Origin of the sequence: Peptoniphilus hominis (ex Hitch et al. 2025) (assembly GCF_040096015.1) — a bacterium.
Lineage (GTDB): Bacteria > Bacillota > Clostridia > Tissierellales > Peptoniphilaceae > Peptoniphilus_A > Peptoniphilus_A hominis.
The window spans coordinates 1-22,885 of record NZ_JBBMFO010000032.1; the positions used below are offsets into that span (position 1 = coordinate 1).

19 protein-coding genes and 2 pseudogenes are annotated in these 22,885 nt (G+C 33.0%); 2 read left to right on the forward strand and 19 right to left on the reverse strand.

Annotated elements, in window-relative coordinates:
- Positions 1-87: 87 nt before the first annotated feature.
- The 6 genes from WMO19_RS08540 to WMO19_RS08565 all read right to left on the reverse strand — a co-directional run bounded on the left by WMO19_RS08540 (position 88) and on the right by WMO19_RS08565 (position 6,780).
- The gene (locus WMO19_RS08540) at positions 88-504 is read right to left on the reverse strand and encodes a sigma-70 family RNA polymerase sigma factor (RefSeq protein WP_002416386.1); all 417 of its coding nucleotides are present in this window, start codon (positions 502-504) and stop codon (positions 88-90) included.
- Positions 505-790: 286 nt separating this feature from the next.
- Positions 791-1,024: a hypothetical protein gene (locus WMO19_RS08545; RefSeq protein WP_002416388.1), complete on the reverse strand. Its 234-nt coding sequence runs from the start codon at positions 1,022-1,024 to the stop codon at positions 791-793.
- A gap of 12 nt (positions 1,025-1,036) precedes the next feature.
- Positions 1,037-3,058, reverse strand: coding sequence for a ferrous iron transport protein B (feoB, locus tag WMO19_RS08550; RefSeq protein ID WP_019117881.1), 2,022 nt, complete (start codon positions 3,056-3,058; stop codon positions 1,037-1,039).
- Between the two features lie 3 nt (positions 3,059-3,061).
- Positions 3,062-3,286 carry a FeoA family protein gene (locus WMO19_RS08555; protein WP_002416391.1) on the reverse strand — a complete coding sequence of 75 codons (225 nt, stop codon included), beginning with the start codon at positions 3,284-3,286 and terminating at the stop codon, positions 3,062-3,064.
- On the reverse strand, positions 3,273-5,021 hold the full coding sequence (locus WMO19_RS08560) for an ABC transporter ATP-binding protein (protein WP_002416392.1): 1,749 nt from the start codon (positions 5,019-5,021) through the stop codon (positions 3,273-3,275). Before WMO19_RS08560 ends, WMO19_RS08555 begins: the two co-directional genes overlap by 14 nt.
- Complete coding sequence (locus tag WMO19_RS08565; RefSeq protein ID WP_236785116.1) at positions 5,014-6,780, reverse strand: ABC transporter ATP-binding protein; 1,767 nt, start codon at positions 6,778-6,780, stop codon at positions 5,014-5,016. Before WMO19_RS08565 ends, WMO19_RS08560 begins: the two co-directional genes overlap by 8 nt.
- Positions 6,781-6,996: 216 nt before the next feature.
- On the opposite strand from WMO19_RS08565, the gene WMO19_RS08570 reads away from it, so the two are divergent.
- Positions 6,997-7,968, forward strand: a complete 972-nt coding sequence (locus WMO19_RS08570) for a helix-turn-helix transcriptional regulator (RefSeq protein ID WP_308593727.1) — start codon at positions 6,997-6,999, stop codon at positions 7,966-7,968.
- Positions 7,969-8,016: 48 nt separating this feature from the next.
- Here WMO19_RS08570 and WMO19_RS08575 read toward each other — a convergent pair whose 3' ends face one another.
- The 6 genes and pseudogenes from WMO19_RS08575 to WMO19_RS08600 form a co-directional block, all read right to left on the reverse strand.
- Positions 8,017-9,870, reverse strand: a complete 1,854-nt coding sequence (locus WMO19_RS08575; RefSeq protein WP_085839265.1) for a recombinase family protein — start codon at positions 9,868-9,870, stop codon at positions 8,017-8,019.
- A gap of 96 nt (positions 9,871-9,966) precedes the next feature.
- Positions 9,967-10,953 (reverse strand): annotated as a pseudogene (locus WMO19_RS08580) (type IV secretory system conjugative DNA transfer family protein); the annotation flags it as partial.
- Positions 10,950-11,435, reverse strand: a complete 486-nt coding sequence (locus WMO19_RS08585) for a PcfB family protein (RefSeq protein ID WP_055328033.1) — start codon at positions 11,433-11,435, stop codon at positions 10,950-10,952. The gene WMO19_RS08585 and the pseudogene WMO19_RS08580, both read right to left, overlap by 4 nt.
- Complete coding sequence (locus WMO19_RS08590) at positions 11,432-12,283, reverse strand: ATP-binding protein (protein WP_174117869.1); 852 nt, start codon at positions 12,281-12,283, stop codon at positions 11,432-11,434. Before WMO19_RS08590 ends, WMO19_RS08585 begins: the two co-directional genes overlap by 4 nt.
- Positions 12,280-13,050 carry a replication initiator protein A gene (locus WMO19_RS08595; RefSeq protein WP_349171400.1) on the reverse strand — a complete coding sequence of 257 codons (771 nt, stop codon included), beginning with the start codon at positions 13,048-13,050 and terminating at the stop codon, positions 12,280-12,282. Before WMO19_RS08595 ends, WMO19_RS08590 begins: the two co-directional genes overlap by 4 nt.
- A gap of 90 nt (positions 13,051-13,140) precedes the next feature.
- Positions 13,141-13,422: a CD1845 family protein gene (locus tag WMO19_RS08600; RefSeq protein ID WP_001267198.1), complete on the reverse strand. Its 282-nt coding sequence runs from the start codon at positions 13,420-13,422 to the stop codon at positions 13,141-13,143.
- A gap of 426 nt (positions 13,423-13,848) precedes the next feature.
- On the opposite strand from WMO19_RS08600, the gene WMO19_RS08605 reads away from it, so the two are divergent.
- The gene (locus tag WMO19_RS08605) at positions 13,849-14,793 is read left to right on the forward strand and encodes an Abi family protein (RefSeq protein ID WP_349171402.1); all 945 of its coding nucleotides are present in this window, start codon (positions 13,849-13,851) and stop codon (positions 14,791-14,793) included.
- A 180-nt stretch (positions 14,794-14,973) separates the two neighbouring features.
- Here WMO19_RS08605 and WMO19_RS08610 read toward each other — a convergent pair whose 3' ends face one another.
- The 7 genes and pseudogenes from WMO19_RS08610 to WMO19_RS08640 all read right to left on the reverse strand — a co-directional run.
- The gene (locus WMO19_RS08610) at positions 14,974-16,536 is read right to left on the reverse strand and encodes a recombinase family protein (RefSeq protein WP_349171412.1); all 1,563 of its coding nucleotides are present in this window, start codon (positions 16,534-16,536) and stop codon (positions 14,974-14,976) included.
- Positions 16,529-16,945 carry a recombinase family protein gene (locus WMO19_RS08615; protein ID WP_349171404.1) on the reverse strand — a complete coding sequence of 139 codons (417 nt, stop codon included), beginning with the start codon at positions 16,943-16,945 and terminating at the stop codon, positions 16,529-16,531. The genes WMO19_RS08610 and WMO19_RS08615 overlap by 8 nt, the downstream gene beginning before the upstream one ends.
- Positions 16,938-18,500, reverse strand: a complete 1,563-nt coding sequence (locus tag WMO19_RS08620; RefSeq protein ID WP_349171406.1) for a recombinase family protein — start codon at positions 18,498-18,500, stop codon at positions 16,938-16,940. Before WMO19_RS08620 ends, WMO19_RS08615 begins: the two co-directional genes overlap by 8 nt.
- A gap of 59 nt (positions 18,501-18,559) precedes the next feature.
- On the reverse strand, positions 18,560-18,769 hold the full coding sequence (locus tag WMO19_RS08625) for an SHOCT domain-containing protein (RefSeq protein ID WP_349171407.1): 210 nt from the start codon (positions 18,767-18,769) through the stop codon (positions 18,560-18,562).
- A 361-nt stretch (positions 18,770-19,130) separates the two neighbouring features.
- Entirely contained in the window at positions 19,131-20,867 is a 1,737-nt protein-coding gene (locus WMO19_RS08630; protein ID WP_349171409.1) for an ABC transporter ATP-binding protein, read from the reverse strand.
- A complete protein-coding gene (locus WMO19_RS08635) occupies positions 20,860-22,581 on the reverse strand; it encodes an ABC transporter ATP-binding protein (RefSeq protein WP_349171411.1) in 1,722 nt (573 codons plus the stop codon). Before WMO19_RS08635 ends, WMO19_RS08630 begins: the two co-directional genes overlap by 8 nt.
- Before the next feature lie 37 nt (positions 22,582-22,618).
- Positions 22,619-22,885: pseudogene (locus WMO19_RS08640) on the reverse strand (MATE family efflux transporter); the annotation flags it as partial.

Sequence of the window (22,885 nt, forward strand, 5' to 3'; positions counted from 1 at the left end):
TTTTTCATTCCTCCATTTCAATATTGTTGTGTTCCAAACAAAGAAAGGCTAAGCACCTTTCTTTGATACTTAACCTTTCATCATTTTTTAGATTTTATCTTCTAAAATCTTTCTTAGTTTTTCTAAAATTTGATCCCTCCTTTGTCCGATTGCCTGATGTGTAACTTTCTCTTTTCTGCTGATTGACCTAAGACTTTCTTCTCTGTAGAAGATGGCTTCCATTAACTCTCTTTCTTCTTTTGTCAGTGTAGCTAATGCCTTATGCAGTTCTTCAATTTGCATTTTGACTTCTACAATTTTTTCTAAGTCTATTTTTTCATCTATGATGTTATCTACAAAGTGTCCATCATGATCTAATGATGAAAATGGAATAACTCCATACTTGCAATCCTTTTTCTGAAGATATTTTTCATGCTCTGTTATCTTCCAATAGGCTTTGTAGACTTCTTCACTTATGGGTATAGCTTCCCCTTTGACATAAAGGTAATATTCCTTATTAGGCATTGTGTTATCCTCCTTTTTAAGTTCTCTGTTTTGCTTTTTGAGAATAAAAAAGGAGGACTTCTACACTTTGACGTAAAAAGTCCTCTCGGCTTAAAAACTAATATTTTATATGATTTTCTATTTTGTTGTTTCTGGTAAAGTGTTATTGCTACGTGTAAGCAATTCCAAGCATAAAAAATGATAAATATATCTTATGTGAATAACAAAATTTAGTGTTTTCATTATTTATCCCTCCATTGCTTAGCTACATTTTAACCTCCATTCTTTGATTCTGTACTTAACCAAACTACTCTTTTACAATCCAAATATCATCTTGATTAACAACACAATTCGAGCATCCCGAACATTGACTTTGGCATTTACTTGTTGCAGACCTTTTAGTTTTTACCAAATATCCATTATTTTCGAGATATTCAATTTTCATTTTTACACTATCTAAATCCTCACCTGTCAGTTCAGCAAGTTCTTGCAAAGTGCAAGTCTTTTTCTTTTTCAATACTTCTAATAGTTGTATAAGCATACTTATCACACCTTAAAAAATCAGTAGTCCAATATGATATGCAACACAAGATATAATTAGAGCCGATAATATATAATACAGTGCTATTTTTATCGTCCATTTTTTTGAATGTGTTTCTTGTGCGGTAGCTGCAAGAGCCATCAAACAAGGCATATTGAAGAAAAAGGCAAAAGTAAATGCTAAGGCTTCCGGCTTTGAAATCATTGTCAACATATTATTGCTTAGAATAGCGGTATCTACTGTCCCTTTAACCTCAACTGCATGCCATATTCCTGAAGAAGTAAATAATGATGCCATTACTCCTAATGCCGATTCTTTTCCCATTGCAGAAGCAACAAAAGCCATAAATAATTGCCATGGTAACCCAAACAATTTTGTTACAGGCTCTATAAATGTTCCTACTTTATAAATAAGGCTGTTAGCTATATTTCCATCAGGCGTATAGGCAAGAATCCAAAATATAACAGAAATAAGGATAATGATACTCAATGCCCTTTTCAGTACATTTCCCATCCTATTCATTACAGAAGAAAGTAAATTTTTCCAATGTGGCTTGTGATATGGTGGAAGTTCCATAATCATTCCAAAATGTTCACTTCCCTCATAAAGCGATTTTCTGAAAATCCTATATGTGATTAGTAAATGTAGAAAAGCAACTGCAAATAGGCTTAATATCACAAATACTGCCTGTTTTCCGAAGAATGTTCCTGTAACAAGCCCGACTACTCCCCATGTTGACCCGCAAGGGACTACCCAAGATAATGCAATCGTCATAACCCTCTGTCCCCATGAATCAATTACTCTCGTTCCTGTGATTCCACCTATATTACAGCCGAAACTTAACAAGAACGGCATAATTGCTTTTCCTTGCAATCCTAATTTCGACATAGTGTTGTCAAAGACATAGGAAACTCTTGCCATATATCCTACATCTTCCAAGAATCCAAATACTAAGCTAATTCCCAATACATAACTTGCCATTTGCAATGCAAAAGTAATTGCAGTCATTACGGCTCCACACAAAAGTGAAATCAGCCAATTTGATACTCCAATGGCGACAAGCCCCTTTGCCAACAATGTTGATATTTTAGGTATAACAAACCCAAATAACCCCATTAGCGGAAATCCGATGAGCATAGAAGCAACTAATCCTAAAATGATAACTCCGATAGCCATAGGTTTTCCGAAAGCTTTACTTGTGGCTATACGATCAAATTTGCTTCTCTTAAATACTCTCTTTTTCTGAATAACATTTGCATTGATAAGTTTATCTATCCATTCAAATTTACAATTACCGGTTATTAAATTGCCATTTTTTATGCTTTTTAATACGTTCTCTATTTCTTCAAATTCGACTTTTTCAACATTATCTTTTACTAACGCAATTACTTTTGCATCCTGATCTAATAATTTTCCGATAATCCACGACTTTGAAAATACACCTATACCTTTATCAGGGATATGTTTTTTTAATAGCTTATAGTTATCTCCAACAATATTTTCATATGCCCTTTCTAAATTTTCGTCAGATAAAATTTTTCCTCTATCTGAATGCTCCAGAAAAGCATAAAACTCTTTGTATTCCTTTTTATCTGCCGCAACGATAGGAATGACAGGTATATTCAAGGATTTTTGTAACCCCTTTATATTTATATTTTTCCCTTGACTTGTAGCAACATCCATCATGTTCATGATTAAGACAACCGGAATATTTATTCCAATGTAGTCAGAGAGCATAAATAGACTTCGATTTAATTGTGAAGCATCTGCCATAATAGCAATTAGGTCTGCGTTCCCGGTTTCTATATATTCTCTTGTTATAACTTCTTCCTCTGAATTTGCTGATAATCCGTAAGTTCCTGGTAAATCCACAATCGTATAATTGGTATCTTTATACGAAAATTCGCCTTCTTTTTTCTCAACGGTTTTACCCGGCCAATTTCCAACATGTTGATTTGAGCCTGTCAACCCATTAAACAAAGTCGATTTTCCAGAATTAGGCTGCCCCAGCAAAGCAATCGTTATTTTCTTCATATCTCAAAGTACCTCCATCATTATTTTCTCTGCCTCTATCTTATTGACAGCTATCATCGTATCTCTACAATAAATGAGAATAGGTTGCTTTTTATAATTCTGGATAACTTCAACATCGCTTCCGACAGTTATTCCGATAGATATTATTCTGCTTTGAAAATGTGTATCACCAATAATTTCAACAACTTTACCTTTTGTCTTTTCTTTCAAAGTACTAAGCCTCTCCATAACTATTCTCCTTTATCATCCACTTTTTCGCTCTTTCCTGTGTATTTACCATTTCATAGTAATGTCCTTTTTTTCCATAAAGTTCATTATGATTTCCTTGTTCTTCAATTCTTCCGTTATTTATCAAAATAATTTGATTAGCGTTTTTAATGGTATTCAATCTGTGAGCAATAACAAAAACTGTCTTTCCTTGCATTAAATGCTCCAAAGCATTATTGATTTTAGCTTCATTATCAGGATCAAGAGAAGCTGTAGATTCATCCAACAAAAGAATTGGTGCATCCTTCAGAATCGCTCTTGCAATAGCAATCCTTTGTCGTTCACCGCCGGATAATGTACTTCCTCCATCTTTTATTTCCGTTTCATATCCATCCTTCATTTTCAAAATAAATTCATGGCAACAAGCTAATTTTGCAGCTTGATAAACTTCTTCCTTTGTTGCATTAGGTTTTCCAACCCTGATATTGTTATAAACAGTATCGGTTAACAGTACATTATCTTGAAAAACCTGACTAACATATTTAAGCAACACATCAGGTTTTATGGATTTTATATTTTTTCCACCAATTATAATTTCTCCACTATTTACATCCCAAAATCTTGCAATCAAATTAGCGATTGTAGTTTTTCCTCCACCGGAAGGACCAATTAAAGCTGTAGAAGTTCCTTCTTTTGCTTCAAAAGAAATATTGTTCAGAATCGTTTTATTTCTATCATAAGAAAAATTTACATTCTTAAATTGAATATCAAAATTTTCTAATTCAACTTCATTTTCAGAATAAGGCAATGGCTTCGTTTCATAAGCTTTCTCAAGATTACTTGCAGCTAATTTCAAATCTTTCAATAGTCCATAGGAATGTTGAAAGGCAATAAGAAGTGCAGATAATGCTAAACTCATAAGCATAAAAGCCACAAACTGTTCAGTTCTAACACTACCATTTATAAGCAAATATCCTCCTATAAGAAGAACTATCGGAAGCAAAAAGTTAACTGTGATAAAGTACATACTTGTAGGTAACGCCATTTTCTTTTCTGCGTTTACGCTTGTCTTTCTAACATTTTCAAGTGTATTTATCATTCTTTCAAAATGTTCACTTGTCATATTAGCTGACTTAAACGCTTTCATACCTTGAATGTACTCTAAAATAATAGAAATCATCTTAGAATTTAAATTTCTTTTTCTTGCCCCGTATTTTTCTATCAATTTGTTGCCCCATATCAACATAGGATATGCGATAAGCAATACTAAACACTCTAATAATGCGAGCTTCCAATCGATAAAAAATGTGCCTAATAAAATCAATATTGCTGTAACTGCCGTTTTAATAACCGATGGTAAAGTGTGCGTTATGATCAGTTCAAAACTACTCAAATCCTTTGTAAGAGTTGATAATAGATAACCACTACTATTTTTTTGGAAATGACCAAGGCTCAAACTCCTATAATGATTTGCTAAATCCAAACGCATATCTCCACACATTTCAGCTCCTCTTGAAAAGCTCAAATAGTATGCATGCCTATAAATCAGTATCCTTGCAATCATACTGATGAAACATATTACCGTATATTCTATGATTAAGGTTTTAGTTAATGTATTTTGCAATATATTAACAACGGTAAAATAGAGCATTAAATACAAAACAATGCTTCCTATCGAATCAATAACCATTAGAAAAATCGGTAAATACAATTTTTCTTTTTTATCTTTCAGAAGTGTTCTAATAATCTTAAGCATTTGCACTTACCCCCTCTCCAAAGTAATCTTTTGTGTATGTGTTCCACATACTTTCATAGACCCCTTTTCTTTCTAAAAGAGTTTTATGTGTTCCAACCTCTACGACTTCCCCTTCATCAAATACAACAATTTGATCTGCATTCTTAATAGTATGCAAACGATGAGCAATCATAATGATTGTTTTATTTTTCAACAAGTTTTGAAGTGCTAACTGTATCTGGTACTCATTTTCTATATCTGAATAGGAAGTTGCTTCATCAAAAATAATAATTGGAGAATCTTTGAGTATTGCCCTAGCGATTGAGATTCTTTGTTGCTGTCCACCTGACAATTTCACCCCTTGATCCCCGATTCTTGTCTGATATCCATTCGGTAAACTCATAATAAAGTCATGAATTTGTGCTGCTTTTGCAGCCTCAATAATCTTATTTTCATCTGCATCTGTTCCCATACGAATATTCTCATAGAGAGTGTCCTCCAAAAGAAATACATCTTGAAAAACAAATGATGTAATGTCCATCAAATTATCTATTTTTAATTCATTGATCGGTATGTCGTTAATTTTAATTGCTCCACTTGTTACATCCCAGTACCTCCCAATCAATTGTGCAGCAGTTGTCTTGCCTGCACCGGAAGGTCCCACAAAAGCATTTATTGTATTCGGTTTTAAGGATAAATTTATATGTTGTAATGCTTTATTTTTTGTTTCTTCATCGTCATAACTGAAAGTAACGTCTTTAAAATCTATTTTCATACACTCATTCTTGTTTATGATTTTTGTTCCGTCTTTCAATTCATCCATATCCATTATTTTTTTTATGTTATCCAATCCGCTTCCAAGCTCCATAGATTGCATAAAGATTGTTACCATATTTAAGAACGAAACAAAAAAGCACATTGTAAGCATAATAAATAGCAAATAGGATGTTGCTGATAAAGAATTTCTCAAAAAGAAATATCCTCCGAACGGCAATGTAAATAAGATTGCTGAATCCAAAACCACTAAAGTTATTGATAAAGGATAGCAAGAGCTCATACACATCTTTTTCCAACAAGTAATATACGCATTCAATGAGCTTCTATATTGTTCAAATTTTTCTGCTGTTAAATGATACATTTTTATTACAGGCATAGCCTTTATAAATTCGTTTGCCGAAGCATTTAAATCAGCAATATCTTCGGATAGCTCCGTTGACATATCCGGATAATTTTTCATTAGCATCATAGGAATTCCTAATCCCAAAATCATAGGAATAAGCATAACAAGTGCCATCATCCAATTTAATTTCAACATGAAAATGAACATAATAACCGGAACAACTGCTGCCTGAGCTAATTCCAAAGTGCTATGAGCCAAAAAATTTTCAACTCTATCTACATCATCAAACAACAATGTTTTAATTTCTCCGGGGGCATGCTCTTGAAAGAATCCCAAATTAAATTTTGAAATATGATTTACAACTTTCAGCTTAATTCTGTGTATTGTGTTAAAAGCTGCTGTATGAGATAAAATGCCCGCAAAGGACATTAGTATTGCTTGCAAAACAGCACTTATAATTCCTATACCTGCCCACATTAAAATTTCTGTATACGAAATATTCTTCTGGAATATCATTAGTAATATCTTATAAACTACAAAATAAGGAACTAATGATAAAGCCGCAGAAATGACAGATAAAAACATTCCTAAATGTAGCTTTTTTCTCTCATCTTTTGCTAATTGGAATACATAAGATATCCCTGTCTTCTTTTTTTCCATTAGTTATTCCATCTCCTTTCATAATTGTTAGCCGTATCTAACTAACTACATTCATTATAAAGCTAATTTTTTATAACTCAAAATCTAACTATGAATTTTGATATTCCTTGTAATCCCTTTATTTATAAGCTTTTTATCAGTATTTCTATTTACATTTTTATAAATTTGTGATATAATAAAATAAATTTGTGATATTAAAAGAGGTGAGTAGAATTGATGGATAGAACAGTTATTGATTATTTAACAAACTTAGTACATGACGCTCCTTTTATTCCTGTTCCAACTTTATCAACTGAAAACAAACAAATCTTTAAAATAGATCCCCATTTTGGCAAAGGTACTTTTCGCATACTAAAATTTGACAGCCGTTTAATTCTAATTTTAATTGCTAACTTTACTCCAAATGAAACAATGGAGAAAATAACCGAAGTATCTGAAAAGTATTTAGAGATTAGCCAATTTGAAACAGAAAGCAGTTCATTTAAAGTCGGTGGCAGAAAGTTAAATAATGTAGAAAAAGGTATATATTGTTACTTAAATACAGAAAAGAAAACTTATACCTATTGTGAGGCAAATAAGCCTGTAAAGTTTACGAAAATAATCCTAACCAAAGAATACTTTGATACTTTCTTAAAATTAAAATATGATGATTTTGAATATGAAAAAACAAAGATTCTTAATTCTTATTTGTTAAAAACTCAAAATTCTCCGCAGTTGAATTTTATATTTCAACAGATAAGAGAATCCCAAGCTGAAGGAAAGATTTTGCCTTTATATTTGGAAAGCAAAGTTATGGAACTATTATCTATCATAATTACAGAGTTAGAAGAAAAGGAAAAAAATATATCCGTTGTTTTAACTAAAAAAGATAAGCAAAATCTGAAAAGGGCTGTATCAGCTATGAAAAAAGATTTATCGGTTCATATTGACGGACTTGAACTCTCTAAAATTGCTTTAATGAGTCCTGCACGATTTCAATTAGCTTTTCGCAAATACTACGGTGTTCCTCCCTACGAGTACTTAAAAGAACTAAGGCTTAATAAGGCATTATTATTGCTGAAAAATACCGAGTATAAAATATCTACGATAGCAGAAAAAGTTGGCTATACACACACAGGACATTTTGCTAAAATATTCAAATCAACTTATGGTATCACACCAAGTAAATATAGAAGTATGCTTAACTAAAGAAATTTATCCCAATATTATAAAACATAAATTTAGAGCGTGTAATTTTTACACGCTCTCTTTAAATGATTCCTTGTTTTTATAATCCTTCATCAGTATACCTGCCCTTTTCAAAACCTTTAACTTCTCCTGTTTTTTCTGTTCTCTCCTTTCCTTATACCTTTCCTCATACTCCTGTTGTTTTCCATTTGCTTTACGCTTTAGATAATTTTGATGAAGTCTGTCCCTTCTCTCATTAATTTTTCGTTCTTCTTCCTCAAGTTTTGATCGTTCTTCTTCGCTTAATTCTTCTTTTGGAACCTCATAATTCCCTACGAAGTTAAAATATATTTCTATCTTTTGCTTTGATGTTTGACTGCCTTTTCTATCCCTTTCATGAATGATAATCTTCTCTACAAACTCATTTATCATTGTGTTTGTGAGATCATCAAAGTTTTCATAACGACTAATAAGCGATATGAATTTTCTTACCCTGTCTGTTTCATTTTCATATCTTGATATTACAAGCTCTAAGTCTTCAATCTCTTTACTTAGAGCTCTTTGCTCTGTTTCGTATTGGCTATTAAGTATCTCATATCTACTACTTGGTATTTTTTCTAGTATCATATCCTCGTAAATACGGCACATAAGCCTTTCTAACTCTTGTATCCTCGACTTATTGTTAATTAGCCTTACTCTTTGTTTTTCTATCTCTACTTTTTCCTTTTCTTCCATTTCATTTTGAATGGAACGGGTAAAGGCTTCATTATCTTCATCAATATAATTTTTTATATCTTTTAATGTTTCTTGAATAAGATTTAAGACTACTTCTGCTTTTATCCTATGAGCTGATGGACAAAGTGTCCCGCAAGGTACTTTCTTATAATTACTGCAAACATAATAAGGAATATTCTTATAGTTATTTGTCCTATGAACATACATCTTGCTCCCGCAATCTGCACAATACATCAATCCTGTTAGTGGGTGATATTCGCCCCAACCATCAGGATACCTTTTTACATTTCCTCTTATCCTTTGCACATTATCAAAGATTTCTTGGTCTATGATTGCTTCGTGAGTATTTTCAAAGATGAGCCATTTATCTTCGGATACATATTTACTTTTCTTATCCTTGAAATGCTTTCTTGTTTTAAAGTTAACTGTATGCCCTAAGTATTCTTTTTTCTTTAAGATACTGGCAATTGTGGAGCTACACCAACGATAAGGATATTCAAAGTTTTTGCTTTGATGTAATCCATATCCCATTTTTTGCTGATGATAAGCGGGTATATCTATCTTGTCCGCTTCCAGTATCTTTGCTATTTTGTATGGTCCTGCTCCGTCCATTGTAAGATTAAATATTCGTCTTACTATCTCGGCTGCTTTTTCATCTACAACCCACTTATCTTTGTCTTTTTCATCTTTGATGTAGCCATAAGGTGGAGTGCTTGCCGTATGCTTTCCGCTTTCTCCTTTTGATCTAAATGTAGATTGTATTTTTCTTGAAGTATCTCTTGCATACCATTCATTCATAATATTTCTAAAAGGGGTAAAATCATCTTCTCTGTAAAAGCTGTCTACATTGTCATTGATAGCAATCAGTCTTACGCCCTTTTGTCTTAATATCTCCATACATTGACCGACTTTGAGATAATCTCTGCCGAGTCTGCTCATATCCTTTACGATGATACAACCGATATTTCCAGTATTTACTCCATTCATCATTTCCATAAAGCCTGGTCTATCAAACTGTGTCCCGCTTATTCCGTCATCTGTAAAATGGATGATGTTGGTTAAATTATTCTTACTTGCATATTCTTCAAGGATTTTCTTTTGATTAACGATTGAGTTACTTTCTCCTTCAAGTTCATCATCTCGACTTAATCTCTCATAGAGTGCTGTTATCTTTTCAAAATTCCTCACTTTTTCCTCCTTCCTCTTAATTTCTAAAATAAAAAAGAATTAAGAAGTACATGTTTCACTAAAACAGTGATTAAGTGTTCTCCTTAATTCTATTACTCCAGCAGCAAGTTTGTATTTCTTATATTGCTTTACCGCAAAGTGCGTAGGCTCTTTCTTTTCCAATGCTTCAAATAGTCTATCAATGGGATTCATATATGTTTCATCATCTTCCCTGACTTCTGAAGCATCTATCATATCCAGTAGTGTTGCAAAGTTCTTTTCTTCTCTTGGAGCTTCATAAAAAATATAACCTATCAAAGCCGTATAGTAGAGTTTCTCGGCTTTCACCCAAAAATCCTCACCTGCCTTTTCCCCTTCACCCTTAGTGTTTGCAATGATTGTCTGCACTAATTTGAGGATGTCTTTTTCACTTCTGAGATAGGCAAAGGGATTGTACTTCATACTCTTTTTGAAGTTGATGGTATTTAAGATTTTTATCTCATAGCCATTATCTTCAAGCATCTTGCCACACTCAATGACTATCGTTCCTTTAGGATCTGTAACACAATATGACGAGTGCATTTGCATTAGGTTTGGCTTTACATAAAATCTCGTCTTTCCGGAGCCAGAACCACCAATAACAAGTACATTCTTATTTCTTGCATACTTTGGATTTGCCGGTCTGCCATTCATGGTTAATCGCTCTGTTTGAGTAAGCAAGATATTGTTTTGGAACTTTTCATCCACATACGGCTCTATATCTTTTCTCGTTCCCCATCTTGCTGAACCATACTCTTTCCCCTGCCTAAACTTTTTTGCATTTTTCCCTTTGGTATAGACAATAAATTTAATTAGAGCTGCCACTCCCACGCCCATTAAAATGTCAGAAGGATGAATACTTGGAATAAAGCTCATGGTATTAAGTTCTAATATTCCTTGAAAGATTTTGTCTATCACATCTCCACCAGTATAGGCTCTTACATGATGAGAAAAGATATTGCCAACATAGAAAAATGCAAGATAGGGAATATTCTGCTTTAGCAACTTTGCCTTATCTTGCACCTTAAATAAGCCTTTGATGTCTTTTAGTATCTTATCTATCATAGGCTCTGCTCCTTTTGTTTATTCTTGACTTTATCTTTAGAAACAGTGTTCTTTGCCATCTCCTTGAACTTCTCAATATTTTTGTGAATGGACTCTTTCCTTTCCGTTTTCTTTTCTGATTCTGCAAGAGCGTGTTTAAAGGCTTTATCCATCACTTTCATGTCTTTTGCCTGAAAGAATACGGAGTATTTTCCGCTTTCTTTATCTTTCATCACAGAAAACTTTACCCCATACCGATTCAGTTCCTTTTTAAGTTCTTTAAGCTCTGCTTCTTCTACCGGAATTTCTTCAAGCTGTCCCTTTTTAACCATATCTTTGAGCTTCACTTCATTTCCTTTGCTACTAACGAGCTTTTCCAGTCCTCCGAGTTTCTCAGCCTCTTTCATCAGTTTCTTGAGTAAAGTCAAAAGAAGTTTTGCTGTTACTTTTCCGGCTTTCACTTCCATATTCAGCGTTTTTCTTGCAATTTCTTCATTGATCAAGTTCTCTCACCTCCAGTCAGTAATCTTTCTTTATTCCTCTTTAATTTTTCTTCCTGAATAACTTTTCTGTAATCTTCTCCAAGCACCATCACAGGAATACACATCTCAATAATTCTTGAGTAAATTCTTTGGTATTCCACACTCTCCGTACAGTTTTCAATTTGGCTGTATGAAAGATTTGTGGTAAAGATTGTTGGCTTATGCTTTAAGTACCTGTTATTCACAATGTTATATACCTGCTCTTTGGCATAGCTTGTATCTCTTTCAATTCCTAAATCATCTAAGATGAGAATGGAAGTGTTTACAAGGGACTCGATATATGCGTTTTTATCAAGGTCAAATCCGCCTTTTTGCAGTTCATTGATTATCTGTGAAAAGTTTCTAATCTTGACGTTTATCTGATATTGTTCAATCAGTGCATTGGCAATAGAGCAGGCAAGATAGGTCTTTCCGCTACCAACCGAACCATAGAACAGGAGTCCGATATTTTCTTTTCTCATCAGCTCATAGTCTTTTACAAAATTCTTTGCGATGATAAGACTCTGATTTTCTTTTCCCTGATAGTTTTCAAAGGTATATGCCCATTGAATCATGGATGTGAAGCAGATACTTTTTAATCTCTCGATTTCAAGCTGCTTTTGTCTTTCTTTTTCTTTCGCTTCCCTATCTCTATCGCATTTACAAGCTGTCTTAAATATCATCTGCTTTCCGAAAAATTCTAATGCTTTTCCATCTTTTCTTTCATGGCACGCTTTACAGTAGGCGTGTCCGTCTTTGATGTATTCTTTTTCAGGATCAAAGCTGTATTCCACATCTTCTATCATCACTTTTTCTAATTCTTTATTCATAGATGCACTCCTTTGTTATATTCCTCCCATGTAGGGATATTGGTTTTTTTCTTACTTCCCTGATCTTTATAAAACCAAGAAAGGATTGTTGCTTTATGGTCTTTATATGTCTTTCCGGTACTTTGAAGATAGGTTGATAGTCTTTCAATGTAGTTATCAAGCTCTCCTGCCATTTTTATTTGTAATTCTCCTATATCCTCATCTTTCAAAAAGACATTTTGAAATGTTCCAAGTCCGCTTTTCCCAAAACTATATTCTCTCTTACTATATTTACTCTTATTATTCTCTATATAGTTAGAGTCAACATTTTGAACTTCCTGAAGTTCATTTTCTTTACTTCTGAGGTTAAAATCTCTTACTTCTGAAGTTAAGTTTTTTGACTTCTGAAAGTCATTTTCTTTTACCTGAAATACACTCATAAAGTCTTTTACATAAATGATATTAGGTTTTCCAAGTCCAAGCCTTACTCTTTCAATCAGTCCGATTCCTTTTTTACTGTCTAACTCGTCCAATGTTTTTATGGCAGTAGGCTTTGAGATATTTCTTCTTCTCATAATTTCTTCAACAGTAAAATAGATAAATACTCTGCCTTCCTTGTCCACCCAGTTATTCTTAAAGGACATTCCTGTGCGTTTCAAAAGCATGGAGTATAGGATAATGGCTTCAGCAGACAGTCCCTTAAATTCTTCTCCGTCTACTAATATTTCAGGCACTTTCAGAAAGTTAAATCGCTCTGCTTCTCTGTTATAGAAATAGTCAAAGTCCATGCAAGATCACCTCCCTCCTTAAAAATTTGCAAAGAAAAAGACGATAGTTTTTTCATCTATCGCCTTTGGTAACCATTTTTATGAAATTTTTTAGATTGATTTTATTGCCTCATTGATACCTTGTAAAAAAGCTATAACAGTTGCACCAACCATCGGTATTCCGTATGGACTAACTAAGAATCCAATAATCAATGCTTCTATTCCGATGGTAACTTCTTTTTGCAGAAAAGATGCAATTGCTCCAAATATACAAAACATCATCAGCAAATATAGTAGGGCTGTTCCGATACCAAGTAGAAATGTCAGAAATGCTGTGAGGATACTTAACACCAAGCTAATTGGGAATAAGATTATTTTTATTATCCATCTCATAATTTCTTATTCCTCACTTTCAAAAACATTCTTTGTATCTCCACACACCATATCAATGCAAACATTCACATCCATATAATTTTTTAAGACTTTTTTTCGTCCTCCCTCTCCGTCTTCTACAAATACATAATGTTTGTAAAACTGCTTAAAATGCAGGATTTTCACGATTTCACTCTTTGTATCAACGCTATGCACTCCACATGGCTTGAGTGGTCAGTATGGATAAAATTGTAATTTTTTCAAAAGCCTCGTATGTGGAAATATGTCCACTAATTAATTATAAACCTTTCTAGATATCTTTATAGTTTCCATGCTTACCAATTTTATTTCTGTAAGACCTTGAATTAATAGAACTTTCTGCTATAATATAAGTAAGGAACAAGCCCTTGCCATACGTGGCGGGGCGTTTTTTTATGAGGTGTGCATATGAGTAAACCGTTTAAAACTTATGATGAACAAATTGAAATACTCTCAAATAGAGGTTTAGACATTAATAATCCAGAATATGCTAAGATTATTTTATCACAAGTTAATTATTATAACCTTATCAATGGCTATAAAACTCCATTTTTAGATAATACATCTTCTAATGGGGTAGAAGATGTATATAAAGCTGGTAGTAGTTTTGAAGAAATTTATGCTCTTCATGAAATGGATCGTGAATTAAAAGAAGTGGTTTTTTCTTCTCTGCTCCGTTTTGAGAAACTTCTAAAAACATCCTGTGCTTATCATTTTTCAGACTTACACAGAGATGGACTATATCCTTACTTACAAATTGAAAATTATTCTGCATCAAAGCATCAACTAAATTATGTTTTGAAAAATATAGGGACATTATCCAATGCCATAAGTAGAGAAAATAAAAATTCAAATGGCAAGAAACCTATTAAGCATTATATAAAAAAGCATGACCACATCCCCCTTTGGGTTCTTGTAAATTTCCTTACTTTAGGAAATATATCTTATTTTTATAATTCCCTAGGTGAATCTCTTCAAAATAAAATTGCTAAAGATTTTGGTGAGAGATATAAAGAAAGTTACCAGTCTAAAGAAAAAATTAGTAAGACTGAACTTATAGATATAATTAAAATCTGTAATTTTTTCAGAAATGTTTGTGCCCATGATGAAGTCATGTATTCATTCTCATTGAATAAAGCTGGTCAAACCGCTATATTTGAAAAGTTTTTTGATGAGAATTATACTGGAAAAAATTTACACGATTTAATATTGGTCCTTAAACTAGCTATTCCCGAAAAAGAATACCAATCTTTAATCAAATCAATTACTTCCATCAAAAATAAATATGAAGATAAATTTACTAGTATCTCAATTGATGACATATTTGCAATTTCAGGATTTCCTAATAAGTAGTTATTAACTTAACTACTTATTTTTTTATTTGATCACGATTATCCTCAATTGCTTATGATAATATTATACCAATTATATTAAGTCTATTAAGTAAAATCAAAAGACCCGACTTGGTTCGCTTTATACTAAGAGGCGTGTCGGGTACTGTTATTTTTATTGTATATTTACTTTTAATACCTGTCAATTTTCTATTTCAACTTCAAGTCCTGATTTGAATATTACTTTAAGCTTCTCTTCATAAACAACAATCTTCTCCACTAGCTTTCTTACCAATTCTTCATCGTATCTCTCCATCTCAAATTCCTGATCTTCTAAAAACTCTTCTAATTCCATTAATCTGCTTTGTTCATTCTTCTCTTCCGCCACATTTAGAAGTATCTTTTCTTTTTCGTTCCTTAATTCTTCCACCCTGTCTGCAAGTTCTGTGTAGTCTTTCTTAGCATTAGCTACTTTTAAAAGTTCTTCTTGAACCACCAGCATTTCTTTGTCTATTTCTTTAATTCTGCTACTTCCATTACCTGTGATTGCTTTTTCTATATTCTCTTTTATTATTTCTTTTAATTCACTGCTTTCAGATATAAGTTGATTAATGGCTTCTACCACTGCCTCTTGTAGGTCTTCTTCTCTTATGGTTCTTGCTTCACATGCTTCTGGTCCATGGGTTACTCTTGTGCAACACCTCCAAACAGTATATTTCTTCCCTCTGTTGTTCCAAGCAATTCTTCTGTAAATATCCCCACATTTAGAGCAATAGACAATACTTGAAAGTGCGTATTTGCTGGAATAAATTCTTCTTTTTCCTTTTCCACTTACCATATTAGCTCGTCTATCCATTTCTTCCCCAACTCGCATGAAGATTTCTTTAGGTATGATGGCTTCGTGGCTATTTTCTACATAATATTGAGGAGCAATCCCATCATTTTTTACTCTCTTCTTATTTAGGAAATCCACTGTGTAGGTCTTTTGTAAGAGGGCATCCCCCATATATTTTTCATTAGTTAATATTTGATTGAGGTTTGATACATGCCACTTCCTATTTCCTGCTCCATTTACTATCTTGTCTTTCTCTAGTCCTCCCTTTATATCTCGTAGGCTTGCTCCTTCTAAATATTCTCTGTAGATCCTTTTTATAATTTTTGCTTCTTCAGGAACGATGACAAGTTTTCCATCTTCGTCTTTTGTATAGCCTAAGAACCTATTATGGTTTACTTGCACTTGACCTTGTTGAAATCTGTATTGAAATCCCAACTTCACATTTTGTGATAAGGACTGACTTTCCTGTTGAGCAAGAGATGCCATAATGGTAAGGAGAACTTCCCCCTTGGCATCCATGGTGTTGATGTTTTCTTTTTCAAAGTAAACTGGGATGTTATTCTCTTTTAGTTTTCGAATATACTTTAAGCAGTCTAGTGTATTTCTAGCAAACCTCGATATGGACTTTGTAATGATGTAGTCGATATTTCCTTCCATGGCTTCTTCAATCATTTTATTAAAGCCAGCTCTTTTCTTGGTATATGTTCCACTGATTCCTTCATCAGAAAAAACTCCTGCAAATTCCCAATCTGGATTTCTCTTTATATAATTTGTGTAGTGGTCTACTTGAGTGTCATAAGAAGTTGCCTGTTCATCGCTATCTGTTGATACCCTCGCATAAGCTGCCACTCTTAGTTTCTTCTTTTCTGATTCCTTGATGGAATTTCCTTTTTTCTTCTTCGCTGGTATTACTATAACCTTACTATTCATCATCTATCGCCTCGATTAAATTGTACTGGTGGCTTGCTCGTTCAAAGGGATCTATTGGTAGAATTCCTTCCTCTTTATACCTAAACTTACAAGGAACTTTAATAATCTTCTCTTCCTTTTCCCAAACTCGTCCCATGGCCACTGCCCTTTCCTTTAACATTTGACCTGCCTTTTCAAAGCTTTCTCTATCTATTATCTTGGGATAGATTTCATTTCCTAAATACTTTTTATTGGTTAGGATTCTTTTTACACTGGAGCTGTTTTTCTTCACGCCTGCAAGGTCTGCCGACTTTATAAGGGCATTGCCAGCAAGATAGTTTTTAAAGATTTTTCTTATATTCTCAGCTTCTTTTTCCTGAACTTCTAATCTTCCGTCTCTTATGGTATAGCCATAGCATAACCTAGACATCTTCTTTCACTTCCTCTCTTAATACAAGTCCACACTTTAAATGAAAATCAAGAGTCTCTCTATTGACAACTTGTATGTGGTCTATAATTTCTTCAAACAAGTCACCTTTATAGCGATCTATCATTTCACTTTTATCTAAAATTCCTATTAGTTTTTCAAGTTCTCTTATTTCTTCCTCATTTCCAAGGATGGCTTTTTTACTTCTTTCCTTTTCTTTAAGTAGATAACTTCCTTCACTTGAAATTTCACTGCTTTCTTTTGCGTAAATACTTGCATCTAAAACTCCCGAAGTTATTAGTTTGTTTAGAACCTCTTTTCTTTCCTTTAGTTTTTCTAGGCTTTCTTCTATTTTATTTATCTTTTCGACTTCTTCCTCGCTGTCTACTCTTTTTAAGGATTCTAAAAGTGGTGTAAGGATACTATCTTTTCCAAAGATTATCTTGTTGACTAAAGTTACAAAAGCTAGTTTTATGTCCTTGTCTTTAATAAACTTCATAGAACATTTATTAATATCTTTAAGGTGTTCACTACAAGTCCAGGCTATATATTTATCTTTGCCATTATAGTGATGCCTTCTTTTAAAGGTTGAACCACACTCGCCACACTTTATTTTCCCTGATAGGCTATATCTATTTTGATATCTTTTGGTGTTTTCTCCATTTCCTTTTGCTATAGCCCTTATCTTTATTAGGTCTTGAACTTTCTCAAAGTCCTCTCTACTTACAATGGCTTCATGATTGTCTATTATCTTATACTGGTCTTCTTCTCCCTTATTTTTATGTCTATTATAATTTTCATCTGTATAAGTCTTTTGGTAGATGACATCCCCTATATATTTCTCATTTTTTAAGATTCCGTTTATAGTCGACCCATGCCAGCTTGCTCCTTTTTGTCCTTTAATCTTTCTTTTATTTAAATCTTCTGCTATTTTGTGCGTTCCCTTACCTGAAAGATACTGTTCAAATATTTCTTTTATTATTTTTCCTTCTTCTTCATTCACTACCATCTTTCCGTCTATGTTCTCATAGCCATAGGGTGGGCTTGATATAATGAAAGTTCCATTTTGAAATCTTTTCTTTATGGACCACTTGTTATTTTCAGAAATAGACCTGGATTCACTTTCTGCAAGGGATGAAAGTATGGATAACATCAACTCGCTTTCCATTGTCCTGGTATCAATATTTTCTTTTTCAAAATAGATACCAATATTTAGGTCAAGGAGTCTTCTTACGATTTCCAAACAATCTGTCGTATTTCTTGCAAGCCTTGAGATTGATTTGGTTAAGATAAAATCTATCTTCCCATTCTCACAGTCTTTTAGCATTTTTAAAAGACCGTCTCTACATTCTTTCTTTGTTCCAGTAATGCCTTCGTCAAAGTATAGACCTGCAAAAGTATATGACTTGTTCTCTGCTATCATCTTTTCGTAGTGTGTCTTCTGCGTTTTAAGACTTACTAGCTGAGCGTCTTCATCAGTTGATACTCTTGCATAGGCAGCAACTCTTAATGTAGATTCTTCTTTTTGATTCGCTTCTATTTTTGTTATCTTTTTCATCCATTCAACCTCCTTTCTGCTAGTGCTATATTCCCGTACAAATGAGTATATATCAAGTCTTATAGCAGTAATTCTGAAAGAATAGGTCTGAACTTTTTAATGTTTTCTTTCCTGATTTTCCTATATTCTTCAAGGCTAATTTCATCCAAAAGAAAGAGATCCTGGATAAACTTATCCGATAGATAGAAATTAAGCTCTGCCATTAAATCCCTTTCTGTGTATTCAGATTTTATAATTTCTTGTCTACCTTCAAACTTTTCTACTCTCATACTCCACCTCCTATATCACAGGCAAAGAAATCAGGTCTATTTTTAACCCTAATTTTCTTTCCTCTATATTCCTTAGGACAAAGGAAGTGTTTTTGAGTAAAGTTTATTGCCATTAATATAAATATCGAAATAGACAGATTAAATAAAAAGAGAACAACGATAATTACTTCATGAATACTAGTATTTTAAAGTGATCGTCTCGCTCTTTAAAGCGTGCACTAACCCTCTCTATTTTGATGCAATTTAATTGATTGGCTTTTTAAATTAGTTTTTTATGTAAATCAACACCTCTATTAAAAAGTGTTGATAGGCAAAAAAAAAAGAGACTAGCCTAATACCAGTCTCATTATCTATCGTTTAATCAATTATTTAATTTCCATGATTCTGCCTTAGCCTTTGCATTGATAAGGTCAGAATAAAGTCCATTATTTTTAATCAGTTCTTCATGATTTCCACGTTCTACTATTTCTCCTGCTTTTAAGACTAAAATCTGATCTGCATTTCTTATTGTCTTTAGTCTGTGGGCAATCATGATGACTGTTTTATTTTTTGTAAGTTGTTCTATAGCTCCTTTAAGCTTATCTTCATTTTCTGGGTCTATATTTGCTGTGGCTTCATCAAAGATTATGATGTCCGCGTCTTTTAGCATGGCTCTGGCTATGGAGATTCTTTGTTTTTCTCCACCAGATAGGCTTGCTCCACCTTCCCCAATGATAGTGTCATATCCTTCTGGTAAAGCTTCTATAAATTCGTGACATCTTGCTTTTTTAGCAGCTTGAACTACTTCTTCATGGCTTGCATTTTGTTTTCCAAATTTTATATTGTTTTCAATAGTGTCTTCGAAGAGATAGACGTCTTGAAATACCATGGAAATTGAATTCATAAGGTTTTCTATCTTATAATCCTTAATATTCTTTCCACCAATTAAAATTTCTCCAGAATTTACATCCCAAAATCTCGCTATTAGATTACAAAATGTTGTTTTACCAGATCCAGATGGACCAACTATGGCAGTCATGGTATTTTCTTTTATCTCTGCTGATACATTTTTTAAAATTGGTCTATCATCATAAGAAAAGCTTACATTTTTAAAGACTATATCATGATTTTTTATAGGCTCTGTAATACTACCTTCTCTCATATCAGGCATAGAGTCGATAAAACCTACAGAATCTATGGCATTTTCGCAAGCTCTTAGGATTGCCATGTTTGATCCTGCCCCGATTAAGCCTTCAAAGATAATAAAGGATGCCATAATCATAAGAATTGTTTCAGCAAGTGGAAGTTCACCAGATAAATTTAATTTTAATGATACATAGACCATAAATACTGTTGTTATTCCCATTACAATTCTTTGAATAACTGTGTAGGGTGCTACAGATTTCTCCAGGTCTAAGAGTATTTTTGATGTATCTTTTATAGACTTTCTCAAGGCCCTGTTATTTTCTCCACCAAGATTATAGGATTTTATAACCTGCATACCTTGTAAAGTTGCTAATACTTCTTTTGTAAGTCTTGTTTGTGTTTCTGTCATTTTGTCTGCATTAGCTGATGATTTTTTCTCCATCATTGATGTTACTATAAAGAATACTATTACACCTACCACTGCAACAAGCCCTACCTTTACATTAAATATTAAAGTTCCAAGGACAAAGACTAAAGTATTTAAAACTCCACCAAGTACAAGAACCAAAAGCATAGGCACCCACATTTCTGCTTGGGAAAGTGAAGATGTGGCAATTGTAGTTAATCTTCCAAGTGAAAAGCTTGAAAAGAAACCCATAGGAACTCTTTTAATTTTTTCTCCTATTTCTATTCTCTTATGGGCTGCCATAAAATATCCTGCATGAGTCTGTGCCATCTGTGAAATTTTTAGTGTCATAATTTTGCCAACAAGAGATATTACTAATATGCCGAGACAAATAAAGATTGCCTTATAGTCTAAAGTTTTAGAGAATATATTTACTAGCATATAGTAAATTGCACCAAACTCAAGGGCATTAAATACTGCGTGCAAAAATCCAGCGAGAATGGATTTCTTAATATTTACCTGTTCTTCTTTTGAAAAATTCCATATCTTTTTAAACACATTAAGCATTTTCATCACCCCTTAAATTTGCAGCATACATTTCCTTATAAAGTTCTGATGACTTTAATAGTTCTTCATGAGCACCATAAGAATTTAATTTGCCATCTTTAATAACGAATATCCTATCTGCATCAACAATTGTCTTTAACCTATGAGCGATTATGATTAAAGTTTTACCCTTAACTAGATTTGCCAAGGCGTTTTGTATGAGAGCTTCATTTTCAGGATCTATATAAGAAGTTGCTTCATCTAAAATTACGATTGGTGCATTCTTTAGCATGGCACGAGCAATAGATATTCTTTGTCTTTCTCCTCCAGACAGATGACCTCCACCTTCACCAACTCTTGTATCATAACCATTAGATAGATTCATAATAAAATCATGGCAGGCAGATTTTTTACATACATCTATAATTTCTTCGTCAGAGGCATTCTTATTTCCAAGCCTAATATTTTCCTTTATAGTCATATCAAAGAGAAAATTATCTTGGGATACAAAAGAAATAATTGAAGACAAGTTTTCGAGCGACACATCTTTTGTTTCTACTCCGCCAATTTTAATAGATCCCTTATCTACATTCCAAAATCCAGCAATAAGTTTTGCTATCGTGGACTTGCCTGACCCAGAAGGACCAACGAGGACTGAAACATTAGATTCTTTTATTTCCATAGAAAGATTATCTATAACCTTATTTTTTCCATCGTAAGAAAAGTCTACGTCTTGAAGTTCTATATTATAGGATTCTATTTTTTCTCCCTTGTCAATATTTTCTAACTCTTTTGAATCTAAAATTTTTCCTATTTCAGAAGTTATAGTTGATATTCTTGACATATCATCCATATAGTTCATGATTTTTAAAATGCTAGAAACCGTAGCAAAAGATAAGACGATTAAGGTAATTAAATTTCCTAAATCAATACTTCCATTTATATAAAATAAAATCCCAAAGGGTATGATGGTAATAATTCCCATAGGAGAAAGTAATCTACCTATGGCAACCCTATTCATAGATTCACCCATCCAGTTATAATAAAAACTTGCATTGTCATAAACTGCATCAGCATATTTTTTATAAGATGATTCGCTTTGATTAAATGTCTTGATTACTTCTATCCCATTTATATACTCAACAATGGAATTATTCATATGTTGACCAATGGCAACTGACTTTCCAAACATTTCCTTATAATGAGCATTCATAACAGACATCATGGTAGCCATTCCCACCACAAAAGGAATTAGTGATAGCAAGGTCAATCGCCAATCTAAGGTAAACATATAAATAAACAATAAAACAGGTCCTACTAAGTTTGCCGTAAATTCTGGCACTAGGTGGGCAAGTGAAGTTTCCATAGAATCGACTTGCTCAACTATAATATTTTTTAATTCTCCAGATGATCTTGATAATACATCTCCAAGTGGCATCTTAAATAATTTTTTGGAAATATCATTTCTAATTTCTCCTAATGAGTTAAAAGTTGCGGTATGGGAAATACTTGTTGATATTCCTGCTGCCACTTCTTTAATAACAAATGTTATTAAAATATTTATGCATAGTGGAGTATATAAGCTAATATCCCTTATGCCATTAATCAAATTCACAATAATTTTCGCCATGTATATATAAGAAAAAAGCCCAGCCACTACTCCAATTATTGCCAGTAAGATTGACATAAAATATGAGCCTTTTCTTTTATTTACATATTCTTTTACTAAATTCACTTTAAAACCTCCTTTAGTAATATTTTTAAATAGTTTATTATATTTTTTTTATTTCAGAGGGCATTCTATTAAGCTCTCCAATCATCATTGCTATTCCAGCTAAAATCATAATTAAATCTACAAGAGGTTCAGCAAACCATACTGCCTTAACTCCAAATGTCATTGGTAGAATAATCATGGCAGGAACGAATAAAAATAATTGTCTTAGCATGACGATTATGCCTGCCTTTTTAGCGTTTCCTATTGATTGGAAGAATGTTATAGTCATTACCATTACTCCATATAGGATAAAGATAGAATAAAA